We start from the raw sequence: 20098 nt of genomic DNA on the forward strand, positions 1-20098 counted from the left end.
GCAGATGCGCCGTATTGCGACGCGCTACGACAAGACCGCCTTGTCCTTCATGAGTTTCCTCAATCTCGCCGCCGCAAAGCTCTGGATCAGATTTTTTGTCAACATGACCTAAGGTAGAAGGTTTAACCAACACTTTCCCCGATTGGACAGCTATCCGGACAGTCGGAATTTTTTCAAAGGGGTTAGGTTTGAGAAACGCCGCCGCAATGAACGTCAGCTATAATATTCATGCAGTCCGTTAGCAGATGTTCCGCTTCTCCTCCCAAAAAATAGACCTTAAATATTCCGTTGTTCAGTCCTGGAAGGCGAGACGAGATTGAAATGCTGAACGTTCAAATTGGCTTCATACGCTCGTGCCCGAGCCAACTCGAAAGCACTCTGCATACGCATCAAAGTATCGGCTCGTACTCCAAAGGCCTTCTCAAACCGAATGGCCATGTCAGCAGACAGGTTGGACCGTCCGTTCAGAAGAGCGCTGATCGACTGACGCGAGACACCAAAATGTTCCGCAACAGTGTTCACCTTGATATTATAAGGTCCCAGTATTTCTGTCCTGATCCAGTCACCTACATGAACGGCTAGCGAGGCATGCATTTTAAGCGCCATGATAATCCTCCAGTGTCATATCGCAGAGAGAACCCTGCTCGTTCAGGCGAAACGTCAGACGCCAGTTTTTGGGGACCGTCATTGACCAGGTGCCTGCGCGAGACACCGTCAATGGGTGCAACCAATAATTTGGAGGAACAGCAAGTTCGTCTAATGACGTTGCAGCATCAATGAATGCCAACATTTTTCGAAGCCGACTGACATCACCAACGAGACCTTTAGCATTACCTGTTTCGAAAAACCGGCGCAGACCTTTGTGACTGATGCTGTCGATCTCCATGAATGTAACCTATAGCTTTACGTTTCTAATGTAAAGATAGGCTCTACGTAACAGAATTCCCATTGCCTTGAACTGACCTAAGAGCCCCCTTCCCTGCCTCATTTGAGACGACCGCTCTCAGTAGGTCTGGCAAGGTAAATTTACATCCGTTAATCTCTTTTATCGGACATAGGGTACGGGGCGCAAAAAAGACCCGCAGGGGTCTTCCAGGTGTGACCCACAGACGCTCATGCAAGGGCGAAGTCCACTCCCGGAAAGACAGCCTGACCTTCTCTGGCCCGCTCTGCCAGAGACATTTCGACCCACGTAGGCTTGGAATCATTTCTCTGGGGCTCGACTGACTTGAGGGGGGACCCGAAGGCCGGCTTATCGCGGAAAATAGCGCTTCTGTAGACGCTCTAATTTCCATACCGTTAGCAGCATCCACCCGCCCCCAAGACCGGCCACCATCAACATCACCCAAACCAGTCTGCGGAGCGCAAGGCCGGTTACGCTGCCTACGACGTTTTTTACAGATGTACTGCTCATTGTGTGTAATCAGTCCTGAAAATCGGCGTGCCATGTTCGACCTGAAAGACTTGACTTGTGATGATTTTGTGTCGGTTCACTGAGCATTTTATGCTCGCACCAAGAGAGGCACGGAACCATGGCAATGACACACACAGAAAAATTTCGCCATGAGTCAGTGAGGATTGCCTTGAGCAGCGGTTTGTCACGGACCCGCATGGCGGCAGATTTGGCCCGGGATGACCGCAGAACTTAAAGAGGCAGGGCTCAATTTTGGCGAACGTCGTGTCGGGTGGCTGATGAAGCTCAACGGCATCCGTCTCGTGCGTACCCGCCAGCATAAAGTTACGACCGACAGCCGAGATACTCTAGGTTTCGCCTTAAATACTCTCGCCGCCGTCATCAATCTGTTCAGCCGACGCATTATAGGCTGGTCAGCAAGCGACCGGATGAAGAAAGATTTCGTCATCAGAGCGCTTGATATGACCGTGCGTCTGCGTCTGCGTCTGCGTCTGCGCATGCCTTCGCCTGGCTGTATTTTCCACTCTGATCGCGGGAGCCAATACTGCTCTCATGATTTCCAGCAGGAATTGACGAAATATAAAATGATCCCGTTCATGTCCGGCAAGAGAAACTCCTTTGATAATGCCGCCGTTGAGACCTTCTTCAAAAGCCTGAAAGCAGAACTGCTCTGGTGACAGACATGACCGACAAGGCGGCAGGCAACCAGTGCCATCTTCCAATATATCAATGGATTTTATAATCCGCGACAACGCCATTCATATCTCGGCAGCATCAGCTCGCTTTCGAATATTTTTAGTATCCGAAAGATCTGTCAATCTCTCCGATCATATTCAGTGCATTTTCATACTGCATAATATTTTTTATAATCATTTCTCCACCCGCTGCTGCACGAGACGAACTGGCGATATGGGGTGTGAGAACAATTGACGGATGATCCCAGAGTGGGTGACCCTCAGGGAGGGGTTCGGGATCGGTCACGTCAAGAACCGCCTGACTCAATTGGCCATTATCCAGTGCCCAGAGCAGATCATCCTGTACGAGATGCCCTCCCCTGCCACAATTGATAAGACAGGCCCCTTTTGGAAGCTTTTCAAACAGTTTCCGGCTTAAGATGCCTTTTGTGGCTTCAGTCAGGGGCATCAAGCATACAAGGATATCTGTGGCCGCCAGAAAAGCATCCAGTTCTTCAGGCCCTGCATAGCTTTTGATTCCGGGAATGTCATGTCGACTTCTGCTCCAGCCATGACAGACGTATCCAAACTGCGACAGCTTTTTTAGAACAGGCGTACCAAGCGCTCCCATGCCCATCATCCCAACCCGAAACAGACTTGAAGATACATTTGGCGCACCTTTCCAGACATGCGCCCCTTGCTGACGCGCGTATTGGAACATATTCCGATGATAAGAAAGAACAGCCCAGAGGACGTATTCTATCATTCCCTCCGTCAAGCCTGGCTCCATCATACGGACGACCCGGACATTTTCGGGGATTGAGGCAAGGTTCAGTTGATCCACACCTGCACCAACAGAAAAAAGCACTTCAAGATTAGGAAAGTTTTCTGCCAGATTTTCCGGTGGCTGCCACGCAGCGAGATAGCGAACCTTCTGCGGATTGCCGGTCTCAGGCCAGACATGAAACGCAAGCTCAGGCAGTTCGCTGGCGAACATTGGCTTCCACAGACGTGCACGCTCTTCAGTAGATTTCAGCACAAAAGACATTTCAATAATCCTTAACCGAGAGCCTGACTGGTCAGAGCAAAATATTGCGGAGCATTTTCAGAGATCACCACAGGCTCGGTCGACATTGTGTTGACGACATCCACGCGGATCAGCCCCATTTCATCCAGCCAGCCTGAGAGACCAGATGAAGTCGGCGTATCAATTCTGATAAATTCTCCACCATACGTTCCGATCCAATGAGAAATGAGCGCCTTTGCCTGCTCTGTCGTTTCCGCTGCGACAGGACCAATCAGCCATCCCCATCCGAACCGACGGCAGAACGAGTATCCCCTGATCCCCTCTTCCGTATCGATCACCACGCCTTTGGCGTTCTGCACCAGCTCCTCAACAAGCGCAGATCGATCCATCCCCGTAGCGGCCCTATCGAACGCTATGAGATCCTGAAGATCATATTGAACAACCGGACGCAGCCGCTGGCCCGCATCCAGAGCAATGATGGGAGAAGACACACCATTACCCTGATGCTGCTCCACAATCCCCGTCGGAACAAAACCCAGTTTTTCATAGAGCGGCTGGCCAGCCGGCGTCGCATTAAGGGATATTGAGCAGCCCGGCAGAAGCCTGCGCACGGTGGTCAGCATGTTTGTGCCGATCCCGTGCCCTTGCCACGCACCGTTGACAATAATAAGCCCGACTGTGGCGTGACGTTCCCCAAACGACCACCACATAATGGTGCCAATAATTTCTCCATTTTCCAACATCGCCACTAACCCATGACCAAGACGCAGCATGAAATCCCAGTCTTCGAGACGATGTGGCCACCCCAATACCTTTGACAGACCCGATGCAGCCCCCAGATCTTCCTCGGTCATACTCCGGAGGTTAATGGCCGTTTGTTCACGTACATTCGCGTTTTCTAGGCTCATAACGAACGCTCCGTGTTTCTGGTAAGACTTTCAATCAAAAATGCCGGCTTTAAAATGGGGGACTTTATAACAATATAACTAAAGTACTTCTCGATGCCGATATTTTGGTCCAGAAGAGACTCTATTGTTCCCTGATAATGATCAATATTTCTAACCATAAATTTCAGCAAGTAATCATAGCCACCACTGATAAGATGCGCCTCCACCAGAGATTCCACTTTCTGCATTGCAGTCTCAAAGCGAAAAAAATCATCCCGTCTGTGATCTGACAGTGTGACCTCTGTAAAGACAGTCATAACGCTTGAGATTTTTTGCAGGGCAATCTGCGCCCCATATCCCACAATGTAGCCGGCTGCTTCCAGCCGCTTGACACGAATGAGACATGGGCTGGCAGACAGCCCGACACGGTTTGCCAGTTCTACATTGGTCAGCCGACCATTCTTCTGCAGCTGAGCAAGGATTTTAAGATCAATACGATCAAGCTTGGGCGCGATTGCCATAAGTCAGGCCATTTCCTCTTCAACGGAGGTCATTGTGCAGTCGGCAGTCCAATGTGAAAGCTCTTCACTTCCAGGAATTCTTCGAGGCCCAGTGCGCCCCCTTCCCGGCCGAGCCCGGACTGCTTCACGCCCCCGAAGGGTGCTGACACAAGGGAGATGGAACCAGTGTTCAGTCCTACCATGCCGAAATCGAGAGCCTCGCCAACCCGCCAACCTCTCGCGATGTCACTCGTGAAGAAATAGCTCGCCAAACCGAAGGGGGTAGCATTGGCCTGCTGAACTGCATCCTGCTCGTTATCGAAGCGAAAAACGGGCAGGACCGGACCAAACGTTTCTTCCTGTGCAATCCGCATCTCGGACGTCACATCCGCCAGTAGCAGGGGAGATGCGAACCGACCGTTAATGTCCAGTGGTTTACCCACAATGCGAGCGCCCTTAGCCAAAGCGTCTTCTACATGTTCTTTCACCTTGGCGACAGCAGCTTCGTTAATCAGCGGCCCAATCTGCGTTTGCGGATCAAATCCATCGCCCGTCTTCAGAGTCATCACCTCTGCTGCGAGTTTCTCCAGAAATGCATCATGAATTCCGGATTGAACGTAAACACGGTTCGCGCAAACACAGGTCTGTCCGGCGTTCCGGAATTTGCTCAGCATTGTTCCGGACACCGCAACAGAAAGATCGGCGTCATCAAAGACAATGAGAGGAGCGTTCCCGCCCAGTTCAAGGCTGAGCTTTTTGATCGTGTCCGCGGACTGACGCATCAGCAGCGCCCCAACTTTAGTAGAGCCCGTGAAAGACAGTTTGCGCACAACCGGACTTGAGGTTAGTTCCGGACCAATCTCCTGCGCATAGCCCGTCACAATAGACAGGAGTCCTTTTGGAAGACCTGCACGTTCTGCTAAAACGGCTAGAGCCAGAGCAGAATACGGTGTGAGTTCGGACGGTTTGATCACCATGCTGCACCCTGCGGCAAGAGCCGGGGCACATTTGCGGGTAATCATGGCAAGAGGGAAATTCCAGGGCGTAATGGCCGCCGTCACTCCCACTGGCTCTTTCAGGATGATGACCCGGCGCTCGGCGGTCGGCACCAGAGCACTGCCCTGTACGTGCTCAGCTTCAGCCGCGAACCATTTGAGGAAAGACGCAGCATAAGCAACCTCTCCTTTGGCTTCTGTTAGAGGCTTGCCTTGCTCAAGTGTCATGATCTTGGCCAGATCATCAGCATGGTCCAGCATCAGTTGGTACCATGCCATCAGCAGACCGGCACGCTCTGCGGCTGAGCTCCGACGCCATTTACCCTGCGCAATCCGCGCGCTTTCGATGGCAGCACGGGTTTCTTCAGCCGTGCAGGCCGGAATACTGCCGATGATCTCACCTGTTGAAGGGTTATCGACAGTCAGGGTCTTGCCGCTCGTGGATGCTTTCCAGTCTCCTCCGAGAAAGGCAGTCTGACGGAAAAGATCTGGATCGTTCAGGAAAAATGTCATGTCAAAAACTCCGAACAGATTGGCGCAGGCAAATGACAAAGAACTCTGGGGCCTGCTGGAACAGAGCGAACAGGAGGAGGAACTCTGTCACAGAGGCCGCTCACACGATCAGGGCATCGCGCAAGAAAGCAGCATAGCTCTGGATCAAGAGAGAGTGAATTTAATAGGGTCGCAGGCATTGTTTCATCCGCGCGCCTTATTCGTGTACTTTCCAGCCACCCTGGCTCCATGAGAGGAACGGAATCATGCAGCAGCCGGGTGTAAGGATGATGCACGCCCTTCCCCAATGCCATAGCTGGACCAACCTCCACGGCCTGTCCCGCATACAGCACGGCAACAAGATCACAGATGGACTGAAGAGCATGCAGATCATGGGTAATAAAGATGAACGAAAGCCCCAGATCACGCTGTAATTCTTTCATCAGATCTAGGATGGCAGCCGCCACAACCGTATCCAGGGCCGCTGTAATTTCGTCGCACAATACGATCTGCGGATCAGCTGCCAGTGCCCGTGCAAAGTTGATCCTCTGCTTCTGGCCGCCAGAAAGCTCCGAAGGCAGACGGGATGCGAGTGAGGGTGAAAGGCGAACCATATCCAGCAACTCATTCACACGCCGTGTGGCGGCAGCCCCTCGCAAACCTCCATAAAAACGAACGACCCGCGCAAGGGTTTGTCCTATGGGTTTCGAAGGGTTCAGCACGCTATCTGCGTTCTGAGCCACAAGCTGCAGATGGCGTCGCTGATCAGGCGTACGCTCTCTCGCGTTCCCAGTCAGCGGTTCTCCATTCAGCAAAAGCTCTCCGGCTGCCCAGGGCTGAAGGCCGGAAATCGCGCGCGCCAAGGTGCTCTTTCCACAACCGGATTCCCCAATCACGCCCAGCATACGTCCTTTCGGAACACTGAAGCTGACATGATTGACTACCACTTTCTCTGGCAGTCCAGCGGCGGTGCGTGACCCGTACCCCACCACCAGATTACGCACGTCCAGCAGGCTACGTTGCTCAGGCTGTCTGGCAAGGTCGGCTTGTCGTGAACGGGGTTCCGCAGCGGCAAGAAGGGCCTGACTATAAGGATCCTCGGGCTTAAACAGGATTTTCGAGACCGTTCCGGCTTCCCGGATGGCTCCATCTTTGAGGACGACAGCATGATCGGCAATCTGTGCCACAACCGACAGATCATGCGTCACATACACGCCCGTTATGCCGCGCTCTGCGAAAACGGCCTTGAAGGCAGAAAGCACTTCAATCTGGGTCGTGACATCCAGAGCTGTCGTCGGCTCATCGAAAACGACGACTTCTGGGTCTGTCATCAGAGCCATGGCGGCCATTAACCGCTGCAACTGGCCACCCGACAGCCCTCCCGGGTACCTTTCACCGATTGTTTCGGGGTCAGGAAGCGCTAGCGCCCGGAACAGGGAAACTGCCCTGGCTTCCAGATCCCGCCTGGGCAAAGTGCGATGAACCAAAGCTGGCTCTACGACCTGCCGCATGATGGACAATGCCGGATTGAAGGCACTTCCGGCATTCTGCGCGACATAGCTGATCACTCGCCCCCGAATGGAGCGGCATTCATGCGGAGTCAAAGCCGTCACGTCATATCCCGCAACCCGGATCGTCCCGCCGGCAATTCGGCATCCTTTCCGGATGTGGCCGAGCAGTGAAAGTGCCACCGTGGTCTTGCCGGAGCCGGATTCCCCAATCAGCGCCAACATTTCTCCGCGCTGGACCGAAAAACTGACATTACAGACGATCGGAAGTTCCGTGCCCTTTCCTCGACGCCCCACGATCTCAAGAGTGTCGACCTGAATGGTGGCAGTCATGTTCAGCGCCTTCCACTGCTGGAATCTAGCGCAAGATTAATGCCTACCGTCAGTATTCCTATCACGACGACCGGTACGATCATTGCAGGCGAACCATATGCCATACCCAGCATGTTCTCCCGAACCATGGAGCCCAGATCAACTTCCGGCGGCTGAACACCAATCCCGAGAAAGCTAAGATTACTGAGCAGCAGCACCGAGTAGATAAATCTCAGCCCTACGTCTGTAATCATCGGGCCTGCCATGTTGGGAAGAATTTCCTGCAGGATTATATAAGGCGTGCTTTCGCCTCTGGCTCGCGCCACGGTCACGAAATCGAGCCGTGCGATCCTTTGAGCCAACGCACGGCTCGTGCGATATGCTCCGGGCGTATAAATAACTCCCATCGTTACAATCAGAGCCGTCGTCGATGTTCCAAATACGGCAATGACCAACAGAGCGAAGAGTAGACTGGGAATGGACAAAAACCCGTCTGCCAGCCTTCCTGTCAGAGCCTCCACCCACGGCTTGGCCGTAACCGCCGCAATCCCTAGGAATGTGCCGACAGAACATGACACTAGCGTCGATGCGAAGCACAGGAGCACTGTGTGTCGAATACCGTTCAGCAACCTCGCCAGTGTGTCTCGTCCAAGATAGTCTGTTCCCAAAAGATGAGCGACTGAAGGAGCCGAAAAGACAGACTGGCTACCAATCGCGCCCGGATCGTGAGACGAGCACAGCGGCCCGAAAAGCGCTAGAAGAAGCCAGAACACAATCAATAGAAGCGCCCTGTCATGCCTGCTGCGGAATTTACCGATCATGGCGATCATACTTTTCTCCCTCTCGGCAGAGACAAAATCGTAACAATGTCGGCAAACGTTGTGAGAAAGAGATAGGTCACACAGAAAACAAGCGCACAGGCCTGTACCGTCGGAACATCGCGTGAACTGACAGCATCCACCATCAGGCTAGAAATTCCAGGGTATGTGAACACAACTTCAATCACGACAACCCCACCAAGCAGGGAAGAAAGACTCAGAGCTACAGCATTGACGATCGGTCCGATCGCATTGGGAATGGCGTGCACAAGGATCAGTCGTATCGGGCCAACACCTTTGAGAAGAGCCATTTCGATATAGGGCGCGGACAATGCATCGGCCATCGCAGCACGCGTCATACGAACCATCTGCGCGAGAGTTATGAGCGCAAGGCTGGCGACAGGCATAAAAAAGGCAGAGAGAAATTGCCTGAGCGAATGGACACTTCCGACGTCTGCCAGTGCAGGCAAAAGGTGTAACCGCACAGCAAAAACATACACCGCCATCGTAGCGATCACGAACTCAGGGACGGACACCATCCCCAGCGTCATAATCGATACGACACGATCATAGACCGTGTCTTTCCAGATGGCCGACGTGATGCCCAAAAAGAGCGAGAGAGGGACGGAAACCACCGCAGAAGCGCCCGCAAGGAGTAGCGAGTTGTGCAGACGCGGACCAATAGCATCCGCAACGGACAGACCATTCAAGAGGGAGTGCCCAAAATCACCATGCAGAACACCCCAAAGCCAGAACCAGAAACGAAAAAATACAGGTCGGTCCAGACCCAGATCATGCCGCATGACCGCTACCGCCTGCGGCGTCGCACCCTGACCCAAAACCGCATCTGTCGCATCCCCAGGAAGGACATTTGTGATGGCAAAAACAGTCACGATCACAAAGACAAGCGACATTGCTGCGGCAAAAAAACGCCAACCAATCGACTTCAGGGTTTGGCTGTTCAAACCTTCCTCCCCCGATTTTCATTGAGCCAGACCGAACGCGCAAAATCATAGCCCATCAACTGACCAGCCTGACTGGGGCGAAGCCCACAGACATGCGGGGCATAAGCATCAAGACTATTCGTGAAATTCGGGATACATATCCCCGATCCAGACGACACAAGCTCCTGCATGTCCCAGTAAAGCTGACGCTTTCTGCTATCATCCCGAGTCGATTTGGCATCCCGCAGGAGGCCGTCGAAATGTGGATTACGCCAGCGGGATTCATTCCACGGAGATGTACTTGCAAAACCAAGCTCAAATGTCAGGCTGGGCGCTGGCCTCGGGTTGATATTGCCGAAGCCCAAAGGGGCCTTCATCCAGTACTGCGTCCAATAGCCATCTGCGGGAACACGATGCACCGCCATTTTCTGCCCGATTTGGGATGCTGCATATTGCAGGACAACAGCAATATCGACGGATGCTAAAGCAGCAGGAGAACAGACCAGCGGAATTGTTTCGCCCAGGAAACCACTTCGCTTGAGTAGAAACCGCGCTTTGTCCGGGTCGTAAGTGCGCTGGGGCAACTGATTATTGAAGTATGGACTTTCCGGTGGAATGGGTTGGTCATTCCCAACCCGCGAAAAGCCGAGAAAGACAGATTGCCGGATCTGGTCCCGATTAAGAAGGAATTTGATGCCTTCGACAAATTCCGGTGAGCGTCCATACTTCTGATCCAGCCGAATAGATAAGTCCGTGTAGGTTCCGACCGGACTTTCCACAACGCCGAAACCACCTTGTTTAAGCATTTGAACAAGCCGCGGGTTGGCAGTTGCTATCAGGTCCACATCCCCAGACATCAGAGCGTTATGCCGTGCCATCTCATCGGGGATAGCAATCAGTTCAACACTCTCAAGATAGGGTCTATCACCCCAGAATTCCGGATTTCTTACAGCTACCGTCCTGATACCTGGTGTAAATTCCTGGCACCGAAAAGGACCTGTACCATTTGGCACTTTGAAATCTGTTGTACCCGCTTTCAAAATAGCAAAATTACTGATCCCCAGAATAGCTGGAAAATCCGAATTCGGGGCATCTAGAACGATTTCTACCAAACCCGGCGATACGGCGCGCACAGACTGCATGGTGCGAGCTAGGGCGTATTGTTGCGATCCCACCCCAGGGTCCTGATGTCTTCGTAGAGAAAAAACAACATCATCTGCTGTCAGGGCAGTTCCATCGTGAAACTGAACATTTCGGCGCAAACGAATTTTCCAGATTAGAAAATCGTTGCTGTCCAGTGCCTCGGCGAGTGCAAAGCGAGGATTAAGCCTGTCATCCAGCGAAATCAGGCCATCGTAGAACAAATGACCTCGGATATAGTCCGTTGCCATGGATTGACGTGCCGGATCAAGAGTCTCTGAAGACGATCCGACTGCACCTGCTACTTTCAAATGCCCCCCAGAAACAGGAGCTGCCTTCACAGAGTGAGACGTCATTCCAGCAACCAGAAGCCCTGTCGCTTTCAGAACAGATCGCCGATGAAGAACAGAGCCTACCTGCATCTTCATTCTTCAGAAAGCGAAGTGCGTGAGCAAAGAAGCATGCAAAACAACAGAGCCAAACATCTGATTGAAAGAAATCATTCAAGTCTCCGTTGCCATCATACAAGCCTCCCAGAAGGCCACTTTCATTTCGATATAAACACGGATTAGCTAATTATTTTACTCAAAATACTTCTCATTGCAGAGAAATCTGCTGAATGGTTTTGATCATGCAGCAGATTCAACGGCGCACTCAGGCAACCATAACGAGTTCACCGCGGTCCGCAGCATCCGCCAGTTCAGCAAGGGTATGATAATGATAATCAGGTGTCGTCAGTTCCTGCACCGCGACAGTGCCTCCAAAACCGCCGCCGACCGCCTTCCGCCGCTCGATCCAGCAAACGGTATAACCTAGCTCTCGTGCAATTCCGATGTCATGGAACTGGCTCTGGGCAACATGCAGCACATCTTCTTTCGTGTACCCATGTGGCGCAAGCTGTTCCAGCACATAGCTGAAGTACTGCGGATCAGGTTTTTCAAAACCGCTTTCGTCTACCGTAAACCCTTTGAAAAAAGGGTATTCGAGCGTCTTGTCCATACCATCAAATGCCCATCTCCGTGCATTCGTCATGGCGACAAGATGGAAATGTTTTTGCAATCTTTTCAGAGCTTCCACACTGTCGTTAAAGGCCGGCCATGACGTAGCGCTTTGAACAAACGCCTTTTCTTCTCCTTGCCCTGTTGGAAGGGAGAATTTTTCTGCCAAGATCAGATAGATAGGTGCCAAATCTTCTGGAAACAGCATTTTGTCTGGACGGTTCCGCAAGGCCCGGTATTCCGTTAAAAATGCTTCAAAATCCAGTGTTTTACCCTCTTTTCCCAAAATTTTCAGAAGGGCGTTTTTCATCCCATTTTCAAAATCGATCAGCGTTCCAACCACGTCGAATGTCAGAACTTTAGGTTTGCATGTCATGATCTGAATTTTCCTGAAAAAAGCTGATTAGAACCCAGTGGTGAAGGAAAGAACTCCAGCAAAGCCTCCGCCAACAAAATAGGTCGGCGAACTTCCGGCTATGGTGGTTCCGTACACACCTTTTGTAGATTTGGCGTTCGTGCTGAGGCCACTCACCCCGGAAAGGAAACCGTTGTTGCCAATGTTCATAAGGTTAAGCTGAACTTGTGGATGCTTGAGATACATATAACTATGAAAGCGATATCCGAAATTAAGATTGAACGTCTCAAAGGATGGAATGCTTTCATCATCCATAAACGTTGAGTACTGTTTACTGACATAGTTCATGTTGAAGGCCCCGAAGAGGCTTCCATCGTCATAAGACAAACCAACCGCAACCGTGACCTTCGGGCTTTTAACAGCAATTTTTCCAGCAGACCGAACGTAATCATTACCAACTTGAAGGTTGTTGTCCGTCGTCGCATGCAAATACTGTGCTGAAACATACGGGCTGAAATGATGCCAGGGGCGTAGTCCCATCTCAATCTGTGCACCACGAGCTGTCTGGCCACCACCATTGATAGACTCTGTCACAGGCGTACCGCTGGCATACGTCGTCGTATTGATCTGCCGGTTCGTGAAATTATAGTTGAAGAGTGCTAGTGCAACACTGACGAGACCAGTATGACGATACCCGATTTCCTCTCCGATCGCATATTCAGATTTGGGGTTAACAGTGTGAGACCGCGTCTGTACCCCGGTAGAGACACTATAACGATCGACATATGACATGATGGAAGCTGGCAGACGAAAGGATGTTGTCCCGTTAATATAAATTTGGTCATGAGGCGTAATTTTGTAACTGATGGAGACCTGAGGCAGCGGCGCAGCATCACTCTGCCCATTCTGATAATTCGTCCCCGGTATATTCTGCGTTACCTTACGAGTCACCATCGTTTCTTTGAAACCGGCCGTCAGAGTCAGGCGATCATTCAGGGCCTTGTAAGTATCGTTGATGAACAGAGAGTTTGTCTGTTGGATCAGATGAATATTATACTGGGACAGAAGTGATCCATCCTGCGTTTTAACTGCCCATTGTCCATACATACTGGACACCTGCCCATACGGACCGAGCGCTTCGTACAGAGACGGCTCGGACTGATCAAAGTAGGAATACCAATATCCAACAGCTAGCGTGTTATTCCCCTTGGTCCAGGACAGAGTTGTATTGATTCCACTGTAATACAGATCATACTTATCGATCGAAACCGCCGAAAAAGAACTCCCGCTACTGGTTCCTGTGTTCTGCAGAGTTCCAGCAGGCTGATTGCCGTAATAGCTGCCATTTCTCGACAGTGTCGTACCGCCGTTATCGTATCCGGTAGCGTAGGTGAAATATGGCGTTGTATTGAAACTGAGCCCATGACCGAGATTCAGATTAACCGGCGCGCCTAGGATAAGCGTGCGGTGCACATTTTCCTGAAGCTTATAGTAATCTGAACTTCCTTTTTTATACTTGTCTGCGTAATTGTAGTTCACGCCCTGCTGACGCCACAGCGACTTTGTAGGCGCGCGCAGATAATACTGAAGAGGATCATTATAGGAAAGGACGAAGGATGCTTTGTTCCCCTCTCCCCACTCCTTCACGAATTTCCCATCCACATGATAACGCCGCGTCTGACCGACACCGCGCCATTCATCAGCCGTTCTAGCCGAAAAAGATAGAAATCCACGAATTCCTGTATGACCGATATCTCCGGTATCAATACGGATGAATTCACGCTTCAGACTGAAAGAGCCGTAAGAGAAGTTCGCAAGGCCACCAAACTTGTGTGACGGGTCACGAAGGCTTTCCGTCAACTCCCCCCCCACCGCGTTGTATAGAGGCGACGTGATGTCAGGCGATCCCTGCGTCAAGGTAATGCTCTGGATGTTTTCGTTATCCGCTGTGGAAGACGTATATGGCAGAAGATAGACCGGAGCAGCAGTGGGAATACCTTCGTAAAGATATCCGATTTCCGTTTGATCCAAACCCCGAACACTCAGCCCTTGCTGATCATCATTTGTGCCCAGAGGGTCATTCCCAGAGTAAACAACCCCGGGAAGACTGGCTACCATAGAAACAGGATTTGCAGTCGGGCTCTGCTTTGCGATGAAGTCCCGCGTGATACCGCTACGTGACTTCGCCACGGTCTGTGGAGGCATCAGACCACCTCCCGGCGTTGTGTTCGTCACACCGGTAGCTGAGGCTACGCCCCTGTGTACTACAACGCTTTCCGTTGCGTGAGCCTCAACATCATGATGCACAGGAGCCGCCGCGGGAGTCTTTCCCTCAAAGGAGCTTACACCATGGTGTACGTTTTTGCTGGAAGGGTGAGCATGCCAGTGATGAGCAACGTCTGCAGCTACCGCTCCTTGCATGGACAGCCAGGTTGAGAGCGTGAGGAGAACCAAGCGTCCCGGCCTCTTTGCCGCTTTTGAGAGAGCCTTGGAACCGAAACATTGAAGAACGAACATTTGCGTTGAATCTGACATGTCTGTTCCCATCGGTAGCGGGCTCTCCTCGAATTCTCAGAGAACCGTATTCGCATTCTTTCTGTCAGACAATTCGTTGCATATTCGGTTCAGTTCATTCTCCCGTTTCCCTTCTTTGAGCAGCATATGATTCCATTATTGGAACGGTTTCCCCATGTTAATCTTCAATGCTTATCAAGCGCCTGAAGTCAGCGCTTTTGCGATGGCATTCCCTACATCTGACGTCCTGGCAAGGCCTCCCATATCGGGCGTACGAGGAGTACTCTCGGTGGAAAGAACGTCTGTCATGGCTTTCAAAATCAGAGCCGCAGCCTCGGCCTCTCCGAGATGATCCAACATCATGGAGGCTGCCCAAATCTGCCCTATCGGATTGGCAATATTCTGCCCGAAAATGTCCGGAGCAGACCCATGTACAGGCTCGAACATGGACGGATATATTTTCTCAGGATTAATATTGGCAGACGGAGCAACAGCAATTGTTCCTGTCATTCCGGGTCCCAAATCAGACAGAATATCACCGAACAGATTGCTTCCCACAACAACGTCAAATCGCTCTGGAGACATCACAAAACGCGCGGCAAGAATATCGATATGATATTGATCCATACGAACACCCGGGTATTCCGCACCAATTGCGGCAAAGCGTTCATCCCAATACGGCATGGAATGATACAGGCCATTGGACTTGGTGGCGGATGTTACATGCGGACGGCCTAGCTTCCTCGCCAGTTCAAAGGCATAGCGCAGGATCCGGTCTGTGCCGAGTTTCGTAAAGACAGCACTCTGAACAACACCTTCCGCCTCCGTTCCTTCTGCAAACCGGCCTCCGACCTGGGAGTATTCGCCCTCAACATTTTCCCGAACGATCCAAAAATCCACATCTCCCGGCTTCTTGTTGGCCAGAGGGCACGGAATCCCCGGCAAAAGCCGAACAGGACGCAGGTTTACATACTGATCAAACTCTCTGCGGATCTTGAGAAGAAGGCCCCATAAGGACAGGTGATCCGGAACACCGGGATATCCCACGGCGCCCAGCAGGATCGCGTCATTCTGCGCCAACCGGCACATGCCATCTTCAGGCATCATTTGCCCAGTCTTGAGCCAGGTTTCGCAGCTCCAGTCAAAGTGGGTATAATCAAACCTGATCCCACAAAGGTCCCCGACAGTGTCGAGCACTTTGATGGCTTCCGGCATAACCTCTTTGCCAATGCCATCTCCCGGCAGAACAGCAATCTTGTAAATTGGCATGATCAAACGTCCTGATTGATGCGCAGACACATGTGGGCGAGTGCTACCCAATAGGCTATGCCCTGCGGAATGATTGTGTCGTCAAAATCGTAGTCTGGGGCATGCAAAGGCGCTGAAGCACCATTTCCCAGCATGACAAGCGCGCCTGGTTTTTTTTCCAGCATGAAGCCAAAATCCTCAGAGGCCATGCTGGGTGTCATGTCAGGAATAACCGTGCCCTGCGCGCCAACAACCTGCGCCATAGCTGCACGCGCCAATGTCGTCTCGTTCGCAGTATTCACTGTCACAGGATATGGCTGGTGAAACTGTACTGTGATGGTCACGTCATGCGCGAGAGCCAGCCCTGCAGCCAGACGTGTCATCCCGTCTTTCAGGTCATTGAGCACCTGAACATCCAGAGCGCGGATCGTGCCGCGAAGCGTTGCGGTCTCAGGAAGAATATTGTCCGTTGTTCCCGCATGAAACGTACAGATGGAAAGAACCGCTGGCACCAAAGGGTCTGAACGGCGCGCCACCAATAATTGGGCCTCCTGAACGAATGCCGCGCCAACTGTCAGTGCATCCCGTCCCAATTGGGGCTGGGCCGCATGTGATCCCTTCCCTTTTATATCGACCAGAAACCGCCAACCACCGGCCATAATCGGCCCCGTACGGGTCGCCATGGAACCTGTTGGAAGGCCAGGCCAGTTATGCATTCCAAAAACACGCCCGGCGGGGAATTGCTCCAATAACCCCTCTTCCAGCATGATTTTGGCTCCTGCTCCCCCTTCTTCCCCGGGCTGAAAAACGAAATGCACTGTCCCGCATTCCGGCGGGTTAAGAGCCAACTCGGCAGCCGCCCCCAGAAGCATGGTCGTGTGCCCGTCATGCCCGCAAGCATGCATGCGACCCGGGTGGCGAGAGCTATGCGAATGATCTCCCTGCTCATTGATCGGCAGGGCATCCATATCTGCCCGCAAAATGATGGATGGACCAGGTTTCTTTCCTTGAAGAGAGGCCACAACTCCAGTTTTTGCCAGTCCTCTAGATGGGCAGTACCCCAGAGACGTGAGAACGTTCGCCACGATATCGGATGTTCTAAACTCCTCGAACCTCAGCTCAGGATGAGCATGAAGATCTTTTCGCAGCGCAATGAGGTCAGCAAGATCCATGGCGTCAGCCCTCAAACGCCATGAGAACACTTTTATAGCGTAGATTGGCTTCAACAGCCTGACGCCCCAGATCCTTACCAATCCCTGAACCACCATACCCGCCAGTAGGGATCACAAAGTCTGATGAGCGGCCGTACCGATTAACCCAGACGGTGCCAGCTTTCAGGTTCCGCACAGCCCGCATGGTACGCCCGAGATCCGACGTATGAACCCCGGCAGCTAGACCGTAAGTGGCATGAGACGCCAGAGAGAGTGCCTCAGCCTCGTCATCAAATGTCTGAACCGTCAGCACCGGGCCAAAGAGCTCGTCTTTTACGGCCCGCGTCTGCGGCGTGACATTGGTAAGAATGCACGGTGAGAGAAATGTCCCTCCTGAACTACTCAGACGGCTGAGAGGAAGAAACGCTGAGGCTCCCGCCTGCACACTATCCTGAACCGCAAGCTCAATGGATGTCGCCTGTCGCTCTGAGATAATCGGGGAGTACCGTGTTTCGGCCTTTTCAAGCGCACCGGCAACGAGGCCCTGCGCGCGCTCAACGATCTTCTCCACAAGGACATCATGAACCGCCCTCTGAACAATAAGACGCGATCCAGAAACACAGACCTGTCCCGCATTTCCCGTGAAAGCTCTCAGGATACGGTCAGCAACACCATCTACATTACGAATATCATCGAAAACGATCTGCGGACTTTTCCCGCCTAACTCAAGCGTAACAGGCTTGGGGCCGCTCTCCGCTGCCGCCTTCATGATTTCGATGCCAGTTCTTGTAGAACCAGTGAATGTCAGCTTTCCACAGACCGGATGTCGTGCCAGAGCATCGCCCGTGATGGGACCCGTTCCCTGCACAACGTTGAACAAGCCTGCCGGAACACCCGCTTCGACAGCCAGTTCCGCCAGACGAACAATCGAAAAAGGCGTCATTTCTGACGGCTTAAGAACGACACCATTTCCAGCCACCAACGCCGGAATCACTTTCCAACTCCCCATGACCAGAGGGAAATTCCAAGGAGCAATGGCCCCAATGACGCCATATGGTTCAGCTAGAACAAAGCCTAACATGTCACTCTGGGTCGCAGCGACCTCCCCGCCCAACTTATCGGAATATTCGGCAAAAAAGCGGATGCCCTCTGCCGTAAAAGGCACGTCCCAGCCCGTTGTCTCTGCAATAGGGCGCGTCGAACAGACTGTCTCCAGACGCGCCAGTTCCACAGCATTGCCTTCTACAAGATCGGCCCAGCGCCTCAGCACACGCCCCCGCTCCCGCGGGGCACAGGTCGCCCAACCAGAACGCACTTGTACATCTCTCGCCAGGCAGACCGCATAATCCACCAGATCCGCACCGGCTTCCGGCAGATGACAGATCAACCGACCATTCGAAGGCGCGCGAACAGGAATAACGCCCTCACCTTTCAGAAGCTTTCCACCCACAAAATGCGCGTTTGGTAGCGCCACCTGGGCAGGGTTAAAGGTAATGCCTGTCATCATTCATGCCTGCGAAAGACCATTGCGAGAGAGATACAATGTGCGCAGCAGGACATGTGGAGCAAACGGCAAAATACTTCCTCAGCACATTTGAATATCCCTGCTATTACGACCGCACCAACAGCATTTTATGCTCCGGATCTTGGCTTTTCTTGCATTACATATCGCAGGCTTTGCGTGATGATCACCTACAGGATCAGGACAGGAATCATCATGGATACGCCACGTCTCGTCTCGCTTGACCGCGAACACCTCATCCATCCCGTCTCGTCATGGCAGGGGCACGAAGCCAGTGGAGCGACCATTCTCGAAACTGGCAAGGGGGTCTGGCTGACGGACAGCAAAGGCCACCATCTTCTGGATGGTTTTTCTGGGCTTTGGTGCGTCAATACCGGTTACGGCTGCGAGAGCGTTATCGAGGCAGGTCGTCGCCAACTTGAAAAGCTTCCCTATGCCACTGGATATTTCGGCTTTTCAAATGAGCCCGCTATCGAACTGGCAGCACGATTGACACAACATGCTCCAGGGCACCTCAATCACATCTATTTTGCTCTTGGTGGCTCCGATGCGGTGGACAGCACGCTTCGCTTCATTCGTTACTACCAGCATGCACGGGGTACGCCCGAAAAGCGCCATGTCATCGGGCTACAGAAGGGCTATCATGGTTCATCCTTCGTCGGCGCAGGCCTGACTGCGCTTCCGGCCTTCCATCGTGATGCAGATGTCCCACTCCCGTGGCAGCATCATATTCCAAGCCCCGATCCCTACCGCCATCCTGCAGGACCGGACGCTGAAGCCATCATTCAGGCTTCGGTACAGGCGTTCCATAATGAAATCGTAAAAATTGGCGGTCCACAGCATGTTGCAGCCTTCTATTGCGAACTTGTTCAGGGGTCCGGCGGCGTCATTATCCCGCCAAAGGGCTGGGCAACGGCAATGCAGGCAGCCTGCCGCGAGTTGGATATTCTGTTCGTCGTTGATGAAGTCATCACAGGTTTCGGGCGAACCGGCCCTCTCTTTGCCTGTGCTCATGAGAACATTGAACCGGACATGATGACCGTTGCAAAGGGTCTAACGGCTGGCTACGCCCCAATGGGTGGCGTTTTCATGTCTGATACAATCTACGAGACGATCCGTGACAAGACCCCGTCAGGTGTCTCAGTCGGACATGGGCAGACCTATAGCGCCCATCCCGTCAGTGCGGCCATCGGCCTCGCAGTACTGGATCTCTATGAAGGCGGCCTGCTTGAAAATGGAACCCGTGTTGGCGAGCATCTTGCTTTGCGTTTGCGCGGTCTAGACAATCATCCACTCGTCGGCACAACCCGATCTGTTGGAATGCTTGCCGGCATTGAACTTGTGACCGACAAGGCAAATAAAACCAAACCGGATGCCCAGCTTGGCATTTCCAGAAAACTCAGCCGCTATGGCTATGAGCAAGGTATTCTTTTCCGAGCCTTTGGCGACGATGTCATCGGACTTGCTCCCCCACTGTGTAGCACGATCGCCGAAATGGATCAGCTTTGTGACGGTATTGTCTCGGTACTGGACCGCGTAATGGAAGATCCAGCCGTAGCCAGCGCTCTCAAAGCCTGACCACGCCAGAGGAGGAAGCAG

At 52.5% G+C, this 20098-nt stretch carries 16 protein-coding genes and 1 pseudogene; 2 read left to right on the forward strand and 15 right to left on the reverse strand.

All coding sequences use genetic code 11. The features are described 5' to 3' along the window. Nucleotides 1-276 precede the first annotated feature (276 nt). A complete protein-coding gene (locus HKD32_RS14500; RefSeq protein WP_010505000.1) occupies nt 277-606 on the reverse strand; it encodes a HigA family addiction module antitoxin in 330 nt (109 codons plus the stop codon). Then, the gene (locus tag HKD32_RS14505; RefSeq protein ID WP_061928700.1) at nt 596-886 is read right to left on the reverse strand and encodes a type II toxin-antitoxin system RelE/ParE family toxin; all 291 of its coding nucleotides are present in this window, start codon (nt 884-886) and stop codon (nt 596-598) included. Before HKD32_RS14505 ends, HKD32_RS14500 begins: the two co-directional genes overlap by 11 nt. 740 nt (nt 887-1626) lie before the next feature. Here HKD32_RS14505 and HKD32_RS15360 point away from each other — a divergent pair. Then, nucleotides 1627-2271 (forward strand): annotated as a pseudogene (locus HKD32_RS15360) (IS3 family transposase); the annotation flags it as partial. On the opposite strand, the gene HKD32_RS14515 reads toward HKD32_RS15360, so the two are convergent. From HKD32_RS14515 to HKD32_RS14575, 13 genes are all read right to left on the reverse strand, one after another. Beyond that, nucleotides 2210-3136 (reverse strand): 2-hydroxyacid dehydrogenase, encoded by a 927-nt coding sequence (locus tag HKD32_RS14515; RefSeq protein WP_010504994.1) that lies wholly within the window; start codon nt 3134-3136, stop codon nt 2210-2212. The pseudogene HKD32_RS15360 and the gene HKD32_RS14515 sit on opposite strands and share 62 nt — an antisense overlap. Nucleotides 3137-3147: 11 nt before the next feature. After that, the gene (locus HKD32_RS14520) at nt 3148-4023 is read right to left on the reverse strand and encodes a GNAT family N-acetyltransferase (RefSeq protein ID WP_061928702.1); all 876 of its coding nucleotides are present in this window, start codon (nt 4021-4023) and stop codon (nt 3148-3150) included. Beyond that, nucleotides 4020-4523, reverse strand: a complete 504-nt coding sequence (locus tag HKD32_RS14525) for an Lrp/AsnC family transcriptional regulator (RefSeq protein WP_023941688.1) — start codon at nt 4521-4523, stop codon at nt 4020-4022. The genes HKD32_RS14520 and HKD32_RS14525 overlap by 4 nt, the downstream gene beginning before the upstream one ends. A 29-nt stretch (nt 4524-4552) precedes the next feature. Then, nucleotides 4553-6010, reverse strand: coding sequence for an NAD-dependent succinate-semialdehyde dehydrogenase (locus tag HKD32_RS14530; protein WP_061928704.1), 1458 nt, complete (start codon nt 6008-6010; stop codon nt 4553-4555). Then, the gene (locus tag HKD32_RS14535; protein ID WP_061928706.1) at nt 6007-7830 is read right to left on the reverse strand and encodes an ABC transporter ATP-binding protein; all 1824 of its coding nucleotides are present in this window, start codon (nt 7828-7830) and stop codon (nt 6007-6009) included. The genes HKD32_RS14530 and HKD32_RS14535 overlap by 4 nt, the downstream gene beginning before the upstream one ends. 2 nt (nt 7831-7832) lie before the next feature. Then, on the reverse strand, nt 7833-8639 hold the full coding sequence (locus HKD32_RS14540) for an ABC transporter permease (protein ID WP_061928708.1): 807 nt from the start codon (nt 8637-8639) through the stop codon (nt 7833-7835). Beyond that, complete coding sequence (locus HKD32_RS14545; RefSeq protein ID WP_061928710.1) at nt 8636-9592, reverse strand: ABC transporter permease; 957 nt, start codon at nt 9590-9592, stop codon at nt 8636-8638. The genes HKD32_RS14540 and HKD32_RS14545 overlap by 4 nt, the downstream gene beginning before the upstream one ends. Then, entirely contained in the window at nt 9589-11133 is a 1545-nt protein-coding gene (locus HKD32_RS14550) for an ABC transporter substrate-binding protein (protein WP_061928712.1), read from the reverse strand. Before HKD32_RS14550 ends, HKD32_RS14545 begins: the two co-directional genes overlap by 4 nt. A gap of 232 nt (nt 11134-11365) precedes the next feature. After that, entirely contained in the window at nt 11366-12085 is a 720-nt protein-coding gene (locus HKD32_RS14555; protein ID WP_061928714.1) for an HAD-IA family hydrolase, read from the reverse strand. 27 nt (nt 12086-12112) lie between these two features. Next, nucleotides 12113-14518, reverse strand: a complete 2406-nt coding sequence (locus HKD32_RS14560; protein ID WP_228119074.1) for a TonB-dependent receptor — start codon at nt 14516-14518, stop codon at nt 12113-12115. Between the two features lie 255 nt (nt 14519-14773). Beyond that, a complete protein-coding gene (locus HKD32_RS14565; protein ID WP_228119075.1) occupies nt 14774-15847 on the reverse strand; it encodes a tartrate dehydrogenase in 1074 nt (357 codons plus the stop codon). Nucleotides 15848-15849: 2 nt separating this feature from the next. Further along, nucleotides 15850-16998 (reverse strand): amidohydrolase, encoded by a 1149-nt coding sequence (locus HKD32_RS14570; protein WP_061928720.1) that lies wholly within the window; start codon nt 16996-16998, stop codon nt 15850-15852. A 4-nt stretch (nt 16999-17002) separates the two neighbouring features. Continuing rightward, nucleotides 17003-18484, reverse strand: coding sequence for an aldehyde dehydrogenase family protein (locus HKD32_RS14575; protein ID WP_061928722.1), 1482 nt, complete (start codon nt 18482-18484; stop codon nt 17003-17005). Nucleotides 18485-18694: 210 nt separating this feature from the next. On the opposite strand from HKD32_RS14575, the gene HKD32_RS14580 reads away from it, so the two are divergent. After that, entirely contained in the window at nt 18695-20077 is a 1383-nt protein-coding gene (locus HKD32_RS14580) for an aminotransferase class III-fold pyridoxal phosphate-dependent enzyme (protein WP_061928724.1), read from the forward strand. Nucleotides 20078-20098 lie beyond the last annotated feature (21 nt).

It is taken from the genome of Gluconobacter japonicus (assembly GCF_015244665.1).
In the GTDB taxonomy this organism is placed as follows: domain Bacteria; phylum Pseudomonadota; class Alphaproteobacteria; order Acetobacterales; family Acetobacteraceae; genus Gluconobacter; species Gluconobacter japonicus.

What these genes read in the sequence shown, in the direction of transcription:
- HKD32_RS14500 (WP_010505000.1), bottom strand. Translation starts at nt 606, where the DNA reads ATGGCGCTTAAAATGCATGCCTCGCTAGCCGTTCATGTAGGTGACTGG.
- HKD32_RS14505 (WP_061928700.1), bottom strand. Translation starts at nt 886, where the DNA reads ATGGAGATCGACAGCATCAGTCACAAAGGTCTGCGCCGGTTTTTCGAA.
- HKD32_RS14515 (WP_010504994.1), bottom strand. Translation starts at nt 3,136, where the DNA reads ATGTCTTTTGTGCTGAAATCTACTGAAGAGCGTGCACGTCTGTGGAAG.
- HKD32_RS14520 (WP_061928702.1), bottom strand. Translation starts at nt 4,023, where the DNA reads ATGAGCCTAGAAAACGCGAATGTACGTGAACAAACGGCCATTAACCTC.
- HKD32_RS14525 (WP_023941688.1), bottom strand. Translation starts at nt 4,523, where the DNA reads ATGGCAATCGCGCCCAAGCTTGATCGTATTGATCTTAAAATCCTTGCT.
- HKD32_RS14530 (WP_061928704.1), bottom strand. Translation starts at nt 6,010, where the DNA reads ATGACATTTTTCCTGAACGATCCAGATCTTTTCCGTCAGACTGCCTTT.
- HKD32_RS14535 (WP_061928706.1), bottom strand. Translation starts at nt 7,830, where the DNA reads ATGACTGCCACCATTCAGGTCGACACTCTTGAGATCGTGGGGCGTCGA.
- HKD32_RS14540 (WP_061928708.1), bottom strand. Translation starts at nt 8,639, where the DNA reads ATGATCGCCATGATCGGTAAATTCCGCAGCAGGCATGACAGGGCGCTT.
- HKD32_RS14550 (WP_061928712.1), bottom strand. Translation starts at nt 11,133, where the DNA reads ATGCAGGTAGGCTCTGTTCTTCATCGGCGATCTGTTCTGAAAGCGACA.
- HKD32_RS14555 (WP_061928714.1), bottom strand. Translation starts at nt 12,085, where the DNA reads ATGACATGCAAACCTAAAGTTCTGACATTCGACGTGGTTGGAACGCTG.
- HKD32_RS14565 (WP_228119075.1), bottom strand. Translation starts at nt 15,847, where the DNA reads ATGCCAATTTACAAGATTGCTGTTCTGCCGGGAGATGGCATTGGCAAA.
- HKD32_RS14570 (WP_061928720.1), bottom strand. Translation starts at nt 16,998, where the DNA reads ATGGATCTTGCTGACCTCATTGCGCTGCGAAAAGATCTTCATGCTCAT.
- HKD32_RS14575 (WP_061928722.1), bottom strand. Translation starts at nt 18,484, where the DNA reads ATGATGACAGGCATTACCTTTAACCCTGCCCAGGTGGCGCTACCAAAC.
- HKD32_RS14580 (WP_061928724.1), top strand. Translation starts at nt 18,695, where the DNA reads ATGGATACGCCACGTCTCGTCTCGCTTGACCGCGAACACCTCATCCAT.